The sequence below is a fragment of the Butyricicoccus sp. AM32-19 genome (genome assembly GCF_003480365.1).
In the GTDB taxonomy this organism is placed as follows: Bacteria; Bacillota; Clostridia; order Oscillospirales; family Butyricicoccaceae; genus Agathobaculum; species Agathobaculum butyriciproducens.
In genome coordinates this window covers 28394-41613 of record NZ_QUIX01000010.1, presented here as the reverse complement: position 1 = coordinate 41613, position 13220 = coordinate 28394, and the positions used below count along the sequence as shown (strand labels likewise).

The window sequence follows — 13220 nt, the reverse complement described above, 5'->3', positions numbered from 1 at the left end:
TTATGCTGCTTTCCATGGACGAATTTCGCGCTTTCGAGCCGAAAAAGACCACCTATGCCCTGTTTGGCTGGCCGCTCGGCCACACGATGAGCCCGGAGCTGCACGCGCAGCTGTTCGAGGCCTCCGGTCAGGACGCGGACTACATCGGCGTTGCCGTGCCGCCCGAGGATTTACCGGAAGCGTTCGAGCTGGCCAAGCGCAAGCTGGGCGGCATCAACTGCACCATCCCGCACAAAAAGGCTGTCATCCCCCTGCTCGATGAGATTGACACTGCTGCCCGCGACCTGCACTCGGTCAACACAGTCCGCTTTGCGGACGGCAAGGCGACCGGCTTCAACACGGACATCCTCGGCTTTGCGGAGTCGCTGAACCGTGACGGCGTATCGCTCCAGGGTAAAAAGGTGCTGCTGCTCGGCTATGGCGGCGCGGCTTCCGTGATGGCATACCACTGCGTGACGCAGGGCGCGTATCTGACCATCACGGGACGCAATCTCGAGAAGGCAGAGGCGCTGCAGAAGCAGCTGACCGATGCCGTTCCGGGCGCACGCATTTCCGTGTTCAGCCGCCGGCACATTCCGCGCGATATTCATATCGTGCTCAATTCCACGCCGGTGGGCATGTACCCGAAGGAAAACGCGGCTCCGCTGCATTATCTGCCGCACAAGACCGAGTATGTGTTCGATGCGATCTACAATCCGCCGGTGACCTCGACCATGAAGCTCGCCAATCCGCGCAAGACCAAAACACGCGACGGATTGTTCATGCTGGTCATGCAGGCGGCGCATGCGCAGACCATCTGGACCGGCGTGACCTTCGAGCCGCAGGCGTGCGAAACCATTCTGCGCCGCACCTACGGCAAAATGGCGGTCAAGCGTCTGCACGAGAAGCATGGCAAGAAAAATCTGGTGCTGTGCGGTTTTATGGGCAGCGGCAAGACCACTATCGGCCGTAAGCTGGCGCGTCTGACCGGACTGGAATTTATTGATGCGGACATCTACCTGGAGGCGAAGGAAGGCAAGAAAATCTCCGAGATTTTCGCTGAAAAGGGTGAAGCCTACTTCCGCAACCGCGAGACCGCGTACATTAAAGAGCTGGCGCAGAAAGACGGCATCGTGCTTGCGCTCGGCGGCGGCTCTGTCCTCCGTCCGGAGAATGTGGCGGCTGTCAAGGAGACCGGTCTGCTCATCTTGCTTGACACGCCGTTCTACCGCATTATGAAAAACCTTTCCTATTCCGCGAATCGCCCGCTGCTCGATAAGCCGGACAAGCAGGCGGAAACACGCCGCCTGTACAATGCACGCAAGGCGCTCTACCATCGAGTGGCCGATATTGCGGTGCGCAGTCCCAGGCTGTCCGAGGTTCTGGAAAAAGTAGTAAAAAGCGTGTAAGGCACTGGACAAATCCACCAGAAGCGTTTACAATTAGGGACATACTGAAAAGTATGTCCCTTTTTCACACCCGCAATAAAAGGAGGAACTCAAAGGATTATGAGAACATCAGTCAAACGTCCCTATCGCTTGATTGCAGCCGCGCTTGCCGCTCTGCAGCTATGCGCAGGTGCTGCCGGAGCCGTTTTTGATAACAGCTTCAGCTACACCTACTCTCTCGGCAGCGGCCTGCAATACAGCCGCACCGAGGGCAAAAACAGCGCCGGTCTGCAGCGCGCGAACGTGCTGACATACTCGCCGAACACCGGTGTAACGCCCATCATGGTCTACGCCGATGAACAGCTGTACGGCAGCAAAGCCACCATTACAAATGCGGTGAAATATCTGCAGAACCAGGGAAAAACCGTGCTTGGCGGCATGAATGCAGACTTTTTCGTTATGTCTACCGGCATTCCGATCGGTCTGGTCATCGACAGCGGCGAGCTCATTTCGTCCGATGCCTGGCAGTATGCGGTCGGCTTCAAGCAGGACGGCACAGCTGTCCTCGGCCGCCCGACTATGGGCATCCGCGTGAGCGGCAAGAGCGGCACGGTCAACGTATCCTACTTCAACAAGACGCGCACGACGGCTGGCGCGTACCTGCTCGATCACAACTACGATGACTCGACGCACTTTGCAGCCAAGGGCACGAGCATTATCCTCGAGCGCGTGGATGATACACCGGTCAAGGTCAACGGCTCGGTCAAGCTCAAGGTCGTGAACAAGGGCACGGGCAGCAGTCCCATTACGATCACCAAAAACCAGATGGTGCTCACCAAGTCGGATGGCGCAAATGTGCCCTCGTGGGTGGATTTCGAGATTGGCGAGGAAGTCACGCTGTCCATCGCAGCGAACGACAGCAGCTGGAGCGACGTGCAGTATGCGGTCGGCGGCAAGCTGCTGATGGACAACAGCACGATCACGACCGACGGCATCGACGCAGGCTCGACCCGCAGAGCACGCAGCGCAGTCGGCGTGAAGGCGGACGGCACGGTTGTTCTGTATGAAATCGACGGCAACCAGCCCTCGTACAGCGTCGGTCTGACGGCGGCAGAACTCGGTCAGGAGCTGAAGGAGCTCGGCTGTGTCCGCGCCATCTGTCTGGATGGCGGCGGCTCCTCCGCGATGGCGGTCCGCAATCCCGGCGAGAGCACCGCAGCATTGATCTCCCAGCCGTCGGACGGCTCGCAGCGCGCGTGCGCCAACTACATTTTCTTTGTGAACAACATCGCGTCGGACGGCGTGACGGCTCATGCTGTGCTCACGCCCAGCCACCGCTATGTGCTCCCGGGCGGAAGTACCTGGTTCTCGGTCAAGGGTGCAGATGCGTCTTACGCCTCGGCGGACGCACCGACCGACCTCAGCTACACGGTGAATGATGAGCTAGGCACGGTCTCCGGCCAAACCTTCACCGCAGGCAGCAAGGCCGGTCGCGCGACCATCACCGGCTCAAACGGCGCGGTTTCCGGCTCGATGAACGTGTGCATCACTACCGGTGTAGACTCGATCGCACTGCAGAGCGGCGGCAAAGCGCTCAGCTCTATCTCGGTCAAACCGGGCCAGAGCATCAACGTAGATGCGCTCGCGTATCACCTCGGTCATACGATGGGAGCTGCGGATTCCTGCTTCAAGTGGAGCGTGTCCGGCGATGTCGGTGCGGTAAATGCGGACGGCGTGTTCACTGCGGGCAGCCGGATGGCCTCCGGCACGCTCACCTGCTCGTATGGCAGCGTAAGCAAGTCCATTTCGGTCAATGTCGGCATGGGCGACGCGCAGAGCGCTCATACCGTTGCGGATTTTGAAAGCGGTCTGAACAATCTGACCGCATCGGACGGCGTAACGCTCTCGCGGGTGACGGATTACACCTCGGTGGCACGCGGCACCGGTTCGCTCCAGGCGATGTGGAACGGCACCGGTACGGACGGCTTTACGATTTTCGCTCCGGCGGCTGATGCTTCGAGCATGAAGCACCTGACACTGTGGGCGCACAGCAGGAACACGGCAGGCACGCTCACGGCGGTGTTTGCCGACGCGGAAGGCAATGAGCTGACCGCTCCCCTGTCCGCTGCAACCGGCAACAGCTGGAAACAGCTGACGGCAAGCGTGCCGGACGGCGCACAGCAGTTCACCGGTCTGCGGTTTGACAAATCCGGCGCAGGCTCCGGCGGCTCGGCGCTGTACCTCGACCAGATCGTACTGAGCGCAGATCATGCGGTGACGAATACAGATGCGCCGTCGGTCAAGCTGAATACGACCTCGGCAACGGTCAGCATCGGCACAAATGCCGCGCTTTCCGGCACTGCCACCATGGAAAACGGCAAATATCCGGTCCGCGCAAGCAATATTGCGGTCAAGGTGGACGGCAAAGCCGTTTCCGGTGCAGCTGTGATGAGCGGCTCGACCATGACCATTACGACCGGCACGCTGTCTGCCGGCACGCATACCGTGACTGCCGACGTGTCCGATGATGCAGGCAACCGCACGCGCGTTTGTGCGACCGTAACCGCCGGTTCGGCATCCAACGTGTTCGCGGACACCGCGTCGCACTGGGCGAACGGCTATGCTTCCCTGCTGAGCGCACGCGGCATCATGAAGGGCGAAACCGCAAACGGCAGCACCTATTTCCGCCCGAACCGCAACCTGACCCGTCAGGAGTTCGCGGTGACGATGGCGCGTCTGCTGAATCTGGATACCTCCAGCACCTCCGGCACGCTCGGCTTTGCTGATGAGGACAGCATCCCAAGTTGGGCACGCGGCGCAGTTGCCGCAGTTTCGCGTGCGAACATTATGAACGGCTCGAGCAGCAACGGTAAGCTATACTTCAACTCGCAGGCCACCATGACGCGTACTGAGGTTATGACGGTCATCGGCCGCTGCCTGCCGCGCGGCTATGCGGCGGTCAGCCTGAATTATACGGACGCGTCCGTGATTCCGTCGTGGGCGACCGAGCAGGTCAAGACCTGCGTTTCCGCCGGTGTCATCGGCGGTTACTCGGATGGTACTATCCGACCGAACGGCAATATCACCCGCGGTGAGATTGCGAAAATTCTGGCTCTGTTCTGATAGCTGCCGCGCAACCGCAGTTTTACAACAAAAACACCCGTCAAGAAGAATCTTGACGGGTGTTTTCTTATGCCTTTTCAGCTTTCTTCGGAACCAGCAAGCCAATCAACAGACCGACCGCAGCCGGTATCAGCCAGCCGAAGCCGAGTGCGTTCAGTGGCAGTGCCCGCAGCAGCGGCGACACGACCGGAATCGGGAATGCCGCGGCAATGCTCTGCACCGCAGTAAAGGCAATGCAGAGGCGGTAAACCGCACCGTGTTTCTCCGGCTTCGGGAGGAACGACAGCGCGATCAGCACGATAGCGACCGGATAAATCGCGTTCAGCACCGGCGTGGACAGACGGATAATACCCGCCAGACCGATATTCGAAATAATCATGCTGGCCGCAGCAAAAAACGCCGCAATGGCCGGATACGGAATACGCGGCAGCAGCTCATGGAAATACTGACCGACGCAGGCAATCAGGCCGACACAGGTATTGAAGCATGCAATAACGAAAATTGCGGCAAGCAGCACCTGCCCGACCGGGCCAAACAGACCTCTGGCAATATTGCTCAGCGTGTCCGCGCCAGTCGAGCCGCCCGGCCATGCCGCGCCGGACAGCGCGCCAACGTGCGTCAGCATCGCGTAAACCAGAAGCAGCATTGCGCCTGCAATCCAGCCTGCACGGATGGTGCTGCGGCGCACCTGCTGTTCGTCCTCGATACCGTAATCCCGAATATTCAGCGCGATAACCGCGCCGAAATTGAGTGCCGCCAGCGTATCCATTGTCTGGTAGCCATTCAGAATGCCCGTCAGGCCCGGCAGCGAAGCGTAGTCTGCGGTCGGCACGCCGTAATGCTCTGCCACCGGATGAAACAGGCAGCCGAAAAACAGCACGAAAATCAGTACGATCAGCGTCGGACACAAAATGCGTCCGAGCCAGCTTGTCAGCTTTTCCGGGTGCAGTGCAACGAAAAACGCTGCCGCAAAGAACACGATAGAGTAAATCAGCTGCCGCATTGCATCTCCACCAATGAGCGGCGCGAGCATTTGGAACGATGTGCTCGCCGTGCGCGGGATGGCCAGACACGGACCGATCGACAGGTAAACCAGCAGCGCAAATATCTGCGCAAATCGCGGATGCACACGCCCGGCCAGCTCGGACAGCCCGCCTGCACGCGCGACCGCAATCACGCCAATCACCGGCAGACCGATCGCGCTGAACGCAAATCCGATAAAGGCCAGCCACGCGTTAGTGCCCGCCTGTGCACCGAGATACGGCGGGAAAATCAGGTTTCCGGCACCGAAAAACATAGAAAATAGTGTAAAACCTACCAAAAGCAGGCTCCTTCGGTTTAACTTTTGCATAGCAGTTCTCTCTTCCTTATGAATAGTGAAAGCGCCATCATCGCGGGACAATGGCGCTCGGGTTTGCATCCGGGTCAGATGCGTTTGCTCATTTTTTCGCTGTATTCTGCGCGATAGTCCTCGAATATGCCATTATCGAGTGCGTCACGGATTTCCTGCATGAGGTGGTTGTAGAACCACAGATTGTGCATGACGAGCAGCCGCTGAGACAGCATTTCACCGCTCTTGAGCAGGTGGCGCAGATAAGCGCGGCTGAACCGCTGACAGGTCGGGCACTGACAGCCTTCTTCAATCGGGCGGTCATCGGTCTGGTACTTGGCATTCATAATGTTCAGGACGCCGTTATGCGTGAACAGATGACCGTGACGCGCGTTGCGGGTCGGCATAACGCAGTCGAAGAAATCAATGCCGCGAGCGACACCTTCAATAATGTTGCTCGGTGTGCCGACACCCATCAGGTAGCGCGGCTTATGCTCGGGCGCATGCGGCAGAACAACATCGAGAATATGGTACATGACCTCGGTGCTTTCACCGACGGCAAGACCGCCGATGGCATAACCCGGCAGATCCAGCTCCGCAATCGCTTCCATGTGCTCGATACGCAGGTCGTCATAAGTGCCGCCCTGATTGATACCGAACAGCATCTGGTGCGGGTTTACCGTATCCGGAAGCGTGTTCAGACGGTCAAGCTCGGTTTTACAGCGTTTGAGCCAGCGCGTGGTACGGTCAATGGAGTTTTTGACATACTCACGCGGCGCGGGGTTCTCGATACACTCGTCGAACGCCATCGCAATGTCCGAGCCGAGGTTGGACTGGATGCGCATGCTCTCCTCCGGTCCCATGAAAATCTTGCGGCCGTCAACGTGCGAGTGAAAGGTTACGCCTTCCTCCTTGATCTTGCGCAGGGTCGCCAGCGAAAACACCTGAAAGCCGCCGGAGTCGGTCAGCATCGGACCGTCCCAGCGCATGAATTTGTGCAGACCACCCATCTGCTTGACGATCTGGTCGCCCGGACGGACGTGCAGATGATAGGTGTTGGACAGCTCAATCTGGCAGCCCAGCTCCTTGAGATCGAACGCGTCAACCGCACCCTTGATCGCACCCGCTGTGCCGACATTCTGGAATACCGGCGTCTGCACCACGCCATGTGCCGTGCAGAACTCGCCGCGACGGGCGCGGCCCTCGGTTTTGATTAGGTTAAATTTTCCGATTTCCATAATTTCCTCTTATCCTGTTTTATTAGTACAAAAGCATCGAATCGCCGAACGAGAAGAAACGATATTCTTCCTTAATGGCTTCCTGATACGCGTTCATGACCATTTCTCGTGTTGCAAATGCCGAAATCAGCATCATCAGTGTGCTCTCCGGCAGATGGAAGTTGGTCACAAGATGATCGACTGCCTTGAATTTATAGCCCGGATAGATGAAAATATCCGTCCAGCCGGACTGTGCGCGCACGGTACCGTCGTCAGCCGCGATGGTCTCCAGCGTGCGGGTGGCTGTTGTGCCGACCGCCCAGATCTTGCCGCCTGCGGCACGCGTATCGTTGATGATCCCCGCGGTCTCTTCGTCCATGATATAATACTCGGAGTGCATGATGTGGTCGGTGATCTCATCCTCCTTGACCGGGCGGAACGTACCCAAACCGACATGCAGCGTCACGAACGCCAATTTTACTCCCTTGGCTTTCAGCGCATCAAGCAGTTCGGTCGTGAAGTGCAGGCCAGCGGTCGGTGCAGCTGCAGAGCCCGGTGTTTTGGAGTAAACCGTCTGGTAGCGTTCGGGATCATCTAGCTTTTCCTTGATATACGGCGGCAGCGGCATGGTGCCGAGCTTGTCGAGGATTTCCAGGAAAATGCCCTCATAGTGGAAACGGATCAGGCGGTTGCCGTCCGGCTGAACCGCCTCAACGGTTGCGGTCAGCAGGCCGTCACCGAAGGTCAGCTCTACACCAGTGCGGGTCTTTTTGCCTGGACGCGTCAGACATTCCCACAGACCGTCGCCCTTGTCGGTCAGCAGCAGCACCTCGATCGGCGTAACATGGCCGACAGCGTGACCCATCAGCCGCGCCGGAATGACACGGGAATTGTTGAACACCATGCAGTCGCCCGGCTGAACGTACTCCAGCAGATCGCGGAAATGGCGGTGTGTCACCGAGCCGTCCCTGCGGTCGAGCACCATCAGGCGGGACGCGTCGCGCTGCTCCAGCGGATGCTGGGCAATCAGGCGTTCGGGCAAGTCAAAATAAAAATCGCTTTTCTTCATCACAAAGGCAAGGACGCTTTTAAGACAATATCGCCTAAGCGCCCCTGCCGTCTTTCCTCCCTTGCGTGTTGATTTTATAGATTACTCGGCAATCTCAATGCCGGTAAAGTAGAATTTCAGAATCTGGTCATAGGTGAAGCCCTTCTGCGCCATTGCGTAAGCGCCCCACTGACTCATGCCGACGCTGTGTCCCCAGCCGGAGCCGCTGAACGTATAACTGGTCGGATTGGTAACGGTCGGCGTGGTATTCGAGCCGGTATTGTCCGAATTACCGCTGTTTGTGCCCTCGTCATCGCCGGAATAGTCGCTCGTGGTTTTGACAAGCACAGTGCTGCTTGCGTTGTCAAAATCAACGTCAAAGCCGATCGCCTTGCCGATATCGCGCAGCTTGTAGTAGTTGTTGCCATTGATGATGTAGCCGTCCAGTGCGATCGTCTCGCCGTCGAGCACGATCGTCGAGGTGGATTTGCCGATTTTCTCCACCGCCGTGGACGAATCCGCAAGCTCACCGCCAACGGTCTCATACGCCGTGCCGGAGGTCAGGAGAATGCGTTCATTCTCCTTATCCCAACGGACGTTGAACTGACCTTTGGTGCCGCTCAGCAGATAGGCAATATCGCGCAGTTTGAAGTAATTGTTGCCGTACTGCGTGCCGTTTACAATGTAATAGCCCTGCGGAGATACGGTTTTGCCGTTGACCTTGACGTTATGCGTCGAAGCCTTGACCTGCAGACTGGTCTTGTTGCCCGAGCCGCCGACCGGCGTGATCGTGTAGCGAATGCTCTTGAGACCGAACACTGTGCGGACGCTGCTCCTGGAAATCGTAACCGACTTGCCGCTCGTATCCGTCACCGTCACTTCGTTTACGTTATCGGTTGCGGTGCGCTTGGTGACCTGCACATTTGCTACCTTGCCGATGGAGTAGCCTGCGGCATTCACCTTCTGCTGAATCTCATCGGCGGTGAGCGTCACCGTCCATCTGTCCTTGCTCGGGTCCTCATACGGGTCAGCCTTGCCCTTGAGATACGCGTAATCGCCGCCCCAGACGTTCGCTGCGTCCTCGGTTGCGCCGCCGTCCGACGAATAAAAGTAACCGATGACCGAGCTGCCGTTGTACGACAGCGTTTCACCCTTGGTCGCATCTACTGCCGCGTCAGAGGCCTCGGTTGCACGGTTGGCGCCCAGATACACCTGACAGTTCGTGGTGTTGCACAGGTCGTACTCATCGCCGTGCTTGTGTGTGCCCAGTGCGAACGAACGAGCACAGACTGCCTGCGCCTTCTGTGCTTCGGCAGGCCAGTCCGGGTCGATCTCATACGGCAGCACGCCCTTCACATAATCCTCCACACCCACATAGTTTATAACAGTGATGCTGCCGTTCGATGCACGGCGGTACACAAAATCGCCGTACCACTTGTAGCCCTTGAACCACGTCAGCGTGCTGTTCGGACGGATGGCGATATGATCCGCACCCGCTGCGGACGTATACAGCACCGAGCCGCTGTCGGTATCGCTGACCTGAAAGGCATCGTTCACCAGCTTGACGGTCAGCGCACTGCTCGTGATCGATTTGCTGCCGGAGAACGCGGTGCCGCTGACGGTGCCGACCGTGTAGCCGGTTTTGCAGCCGCTGACGTTCTCGAGCTGCGGCGCAGCAAAGGTGGAAGCGCCGCTGATCGTCAGACCGACACGCAGGCGTGTATCGCTGCTCGCTGCATGTGCCGGAACAGCACCGATGCAGGTGACCGTCATCACGGCGCAAAGCAGCATGGATAACAGCTTTTTCATTTTTATCAACTCCTGTTTTATTTTTTATCCTTGTTTCGCCTTGTTCTTATTGACAAACTCAAGGGTATATTCTAAAATAAAAAGCGAAAGTATCAATACAGATAGAGGTGCGGTTTTCATCAGTACCGGTTGGAAGGGTCCGCAGACCCGATAATCACCCGGGAAAGGGACCTCCGCCGAAGCCGGTGCTTGTTGCGGAAAGGCCGTGCTGGACGCCGTCGGAAAATATCCCAGCGTCTGTCATCAGCGGAAACGCCGGTGGAGAGCTATTCTGTTTAGAGCGCAGCGGTTTGTTCCGCTCCCTCTATTATAGTATAGATCATACCGGTTTTTCAACCGGTATTTTTCTTTTGAGGTAACTCTGTACAATTCGTTTGCGGCACTTTGCGGGAAATTGCTCTTGCCGAATCATCCGAAGTCACCTCTGGATATTCTTTCTGTATGTTTTTCATCACATAATTTCTTTGTTAGAATACCTTTTGGAAGGATTTGATAAACATGAAGCAGTACAAAGTAGGCATCGTCGGCGCGACCGGTATGGTCGGTCAGCGCTTCACCCTGCTGCTGGAAAACCACCCGTGGTTCGACGTCGTAGCACTCGCTGCATCCGGCCGAAACAAGGGCAAGACCTATGCCGAGGCTTGTGAGGGCCGCTGGAAGATGACCGTTCCGATGCCCGGCAAGTACAAGGACATGGTTATGTACGACGCAACTGCCGACGCAGAGGAGATCGCCTCCAAGGTTGATTTCATCTTCTGCGCAGTAGATATGAAGAAGGACGAGATCCGCGCCCTTGAGGAGAAGTACGCAAAGCTCGAGTGCCCGGTTTGCTCCAACAACTCCGCTCACCGCGGTACCCCGGATGTTCCGATGATCATTCCGGAGATCAACGCTGACCATGCCGAGATCATTCCGGCACAGCGCAAGCGTCTGGGAACCAAGCGCGGCTTTATCGCCGTTAAGTCCAACTGCTCTATCCAGTCCTACGTTCCGGCGCTGTCCGCTCTGATGGACTTTGAGCCGACCGAGGTTTCCGTCTGCACCTATCAGGCGATCTCCGGTGCCGGCAAGACCTTCGAGACCTGGCCCGAGATGGTAGACAACGTTATTCCGTACATCGGCGGCGAGGAAGAGAAGAGCGAGAAGGAGCCGATGAAGATCTGGGGCCACATCGAGGGCGACCACATCGAGTCTGCGACCACTCCGGTTATCTCCGCACAGTGCCTGCGCGTTGCATGCTCTGACGGCCACATGGCTGCCGCTTCGGTCAAGTTTAAGAACAAGCCGAGCAAGGAAGTTATGATCGAGCGCTGGAACAACTTCAAGGGCCGCGCACAGGAACTGAACCTGCCGTCCGCTCCGGAGCACTACCTTACTTACTTTGAAGAGGATAACCGTCCGCAGACCAAGCTGGACCGCAACCTTGAGAATGGTATGGGTGTTTCCATCGGTCGTCTGCGTGAAGATACCATCTTTGATTACAAGTTTGTCAGCCTGTCGCACAACACTCTGCGCGGCGCAGCAGGCGGCGCTGTTCTGATGGCAGAGCTGCTTTGCGCCGAGGGCTACATGGACCGTTAAGGAGGTCACCGTTTTATTATGAAGAAGCCTGTTTTTACCGGTGCTGCGGTTGCTATTATCACACCGTTCAAGTCCACCGGTGAGGTCGATTACGAGGAATTCGGCAAGATCATCGACCACCAGATCGCACACGGCACGGATGCCATCGTTGTCTGCGGCACCACCGGTGAGGCATCTACCCTGCACGATAAGGAGCACCGCGAAGCACTGGCATGGTGCTGTGAGTATGTCAACCATCGTGTTCCGGTCATTGCCGGCACGGGTTCCAACGACACCGCATACGCCATTGAGCTGACCAAGTTTGCAGCTGAATGCGGCGCAGATGCCGGTCTGTCGGTTACGCCGTACTATAACAAGACTACGCAGCGCGGCCTGATCGCACACTACACCGCAATCGCAGACTGCTGCGATCTGCCGATCGTTCTGTACAACGTACCGAGCCGCACCGGTGTATGCTTTACCGCCGATACCCTGTATGAGCTGTCCAAGCATCCGAACATCAATGGTCTCAAGGCCGCATCCGGCAATTTCAGCCTGCTGGCTGAGGCCATGGCTAAGTGCGGCGACAACCTGAATGTCTGGTCCGGCAACGACGACCAGATCGTTCCGCTGATGTCTCTCGGCGGCAAGGGCGTTATCTCGGTGCTGTCCAACGTAGCACCGCAGGTTGCACACGACATTACTCAGCTGTGCTTTGACAACCGTTATCCGGAAGCTGCTAAGCTGCAGCTGCAGTATCACGATCTGATCGACTCGCTGTTCTGCGAAGTCAACCCGATTCCGGTCAAGAAGGCTATGGAGCTGCTCGGTTGGAAGGTCGGCGGTCTGCGCCTGCCTCTGGTTGAGCCGAGCGAGGAGCACATCGCGTACATCAAGCGCGAGCTGGAAAACGCCGGCTGCAAGATCTAAAGGAGCTATAAAAAGATGTTGAAAATTGCACTTTCCGGCTGCTGCGGCCGTATGGGCCATGTCATCAACGACATTGTCAGCGGCAGAGAAGGTATGGAGATCGTTGCGGGATTTGATATCAATACGGTGCAGTATGCAGATTTCCCGATTTTTGCCGATCCGTTTGAGTTTACCGGCGAATGCGATGTAATCATCGACTTCTCCAACGCCGCTTCTACCGAGCGCCTGCTCGATTACTGCGAGCAGCACGGCACGCCGGTCGTTATCTGCACCACGGGTCACTCTGCGGCGCAGCTGGACCGCATCCGTGCGGCTTCTGCAAAGATCGCGGTGTTCCGTTCGGGCAACATGTCGCTTGGCATCAACCTGATGAGCGAGCTGCTCAAGCAGTCCGCCGCTGTTCTGGGTGACAAATACGACGTGGAGATCATTGAGAAGCACCACAACCAGAAGCTGGATGCTCCTTCGGGCACGGCTCTCATGCTGGCTGACGCAGTTGCGAGCGCACTCCCCTATGACGCGGAGTACGTTTACGACCGTCACGAGCGCCGCGAAAAGCGTCCGGCGCACGAGATCGGTATCTCCGCCATCCGCGGCGGCACCATCGTCGGTGAGCACAGCGTGCTGTTCTGCGGCCGCGATGAGATCATCGAGATTAAGCACACCGCCCTGTCCCGCGAGGTTTTCGCGGTCGGTGCGGTTGATGCAGCCGCTTTCATGGCCGAGCGCACCCAGCCGGGTATGTACGACATGAGCGACGTTATCGCATCCCACAAGTAAAGCAAAAGGGATTCTGTTTCTGACAGAATCCCTTTTTTCGTGTAAAAACCGCTCTT

General features: G+C 57.5%; 9 protein-coding genes and 1 riboswitch. Of the genes, 5 read left to right on the top strand and 4 right to left on the bottom strand.

Translation table 11 applies throughout. The features are described 5' to 3' along the window. The first annotated feature begins 2 nt into the window (after window positions 1-2). Window positions 3-1388, top strand: a complete 1386-nt coding sequence (locus DW806_RS09485; protein WP_118729789.1) for a shikimate kinase — start codon at window positions 3-5, stop codon at window positions 1386-1388. Between the two features lie 99 nt (window positions 1389-1487). Beyond that, window positions 1488-4490 carry a phosphodiester glycosidase family protein gene (locus DW806_RS09480; protein ID WP_118729788.1) on the top strand — a complete coding sequence of 1001 codons (3003 nt, stop codon included), beginning with the start codon at window positions 1488-1490 and terminating at the stop codon, window positions 4488-4490. 67 nt (window positions 4491-4557) lie between these two features. Here the strand turns inward: DW806_RS09480 and brnQ are convergent, their stop codons facing one another. The 4 genes from brnQ to DW806_RS09460 form a co-directional block, all read right to left on the bottom strand. Further along, entirely contained in the window at window positions 4558-5841 is a 1284-nt protein-coding gene (brnQ, locus tag DW806_RS09475; RefSeq protein ID WP_118729787.1) for a branched-chain amino acid transport system II carrier protein, read from the bottom strand. Window positions 5842-5915: 74 nt separating this feature from the next. Continuing rightward, window positions 5916-7058: a tRNA guanosine(34) transglycosylase Tgt gene (gene tgt / locus DW806_RS09470; protein WP_118729786.1), complete on the bottom strand. Its 1143-nt coding sequence runs from the start codon at window positions 7056-7058 to the stop codon at window positions 5916-5918. A gap of 22 nt (window positions 7059-7080) precedes the next feature. Next, window positions 7081-8106: a tRNA preQ1(34) S-adenosylmethionine ribosyltransferase-isomerase QueA gene (queA, locus tag DW806_RS09465; RefSeq protein WP_110436684.1), complete on the bottom strand. Its 1026-nt coding sequence runs from the start codon at window positions 8104-8106 to the stop codon at window positions 7081-7083. Window positions 8107-8187: 81 nt separating this feature from the next. Continuing rightward, entirely contained in the window at window positions 8188-9894 is a 1707-nt protein-coding gene (locus DW806_RS09460; protein ID WP_118729785.1) for a SpoIID/LytB domain-containing protein, read from the bottom strand. A gap of 94 nt (window positions 9895-9988) precedes the next feature. Next, window positions 9989-10171: riboswitch (Lysine riboswitch) on the top strand. Between the two features lie 221 nt (window positions 10172-10392). Between DW806_RS09460 and asd the strand changes: the two genes are divergently transcribed. Genes asd through dapB form a run of 3 tightly spaced genes read left to right on the top strand, consistent with a single transcriptional unit; the run spans window position 10393 to window position 13164 of the window. Beyond that, window positions 10393-11475, top strand: coding sequence for an aspartate-semialdehyde dehydrogenase (asd, locus tag DW806_RS09455; protein ID WP_118729784.1), 1083 nt, complete (start codon window positions 10393-10395; stop codon window positions 11473-11475). An 18-nt stretch (window positions 11476-11493) separates the two neighbouring features. Next, window positions 11494-12384: a 4-hydroxy-tetrahydrodipicolinate synthase gene (gene dapA / locus DW806_RS09450; RefSeq protein WP_118729783.1), complete on the top strand. Its 891-nt coding sequence runs from the start codon at window positions 11494-11496 to the stop codon at window positions 12382-12384. Between the two features lie 15 nt (window positions 12385-12399). Then, a complete protein-coding gene (dapB, locus tag DW806_RS09445) occupies window positions 12400-13164 on the top strand; it encodes a 4-hydroxy-tetrahydrodipicolinate reductase (protein WP_117750876.1) in 765 nt (254 codons plus the stop codon). Window positions 13165-13220 lie beyond the last annotated feature (56 nt).

Bases quoted from the DNA above. Each gene is read 5' to 3' on its own strand.
- DW806_RS09485 (WP_118729789.1), top strand. From the start codon at position 3: ATGCTGCTTTCCATGGACGAATTTCGCGCTTTCGAGCCGAAAAAGACC.
- DW806_RS09480 (WP_118729788.1), top strand. From the start codon at position 1,488: ATGAGAACATCAGTCAAACGTCCCTATCGCTTGATTGCAGCCGCGCTT.
- brnQ (WP_118729787.1), bottom strand. From the start codon at position 5,841: ATGCAAAAGTTAAACCGAAGGAGCCTGCTTTTGGTAGGTTTTACACTA.
- tgt (WP_118729786.1), bottom strand. From the start codon at position 7,058: ATGGAAATCGGAAAATTTAACCTAATCAAAACCGAGGGCCGCGCCCGT.
- queA (WP_110436684.1), bottom strand. From the start codon at position 8,106: ATGAAGAAAAGCGATTTTTATTTTGACTTGCCCGAACGCCTGATTGCC.
- DW806_RS09460 (WP_118729785.1), bottom strand. From the start codon at position 9,894: ATGAAAAAGCTGTTATCCATGCTGCTTTGCGCCGTGATGACGGTCACC.
- asd (WP_118729784.1), top strand. From the start codon at position 10,393: ATGAAGCAGTACAAAGTAGGCATCGTCGGCGCGACCGGTATGGTCGGT.
- dapA (WP_118729783.1), top strand. From the start codon at position 11,494: ATGAAGAAGCCTGTTTTTACCGGTGCTGCGGTTGCTATTATCACACCG.
- dapB (WP_117750876.1), top strand. From the start codon at position 12,400: ATGTTGAAAATTGCACTTTCCGGCTGCTGCGGCCGTATGGGCCATGTC.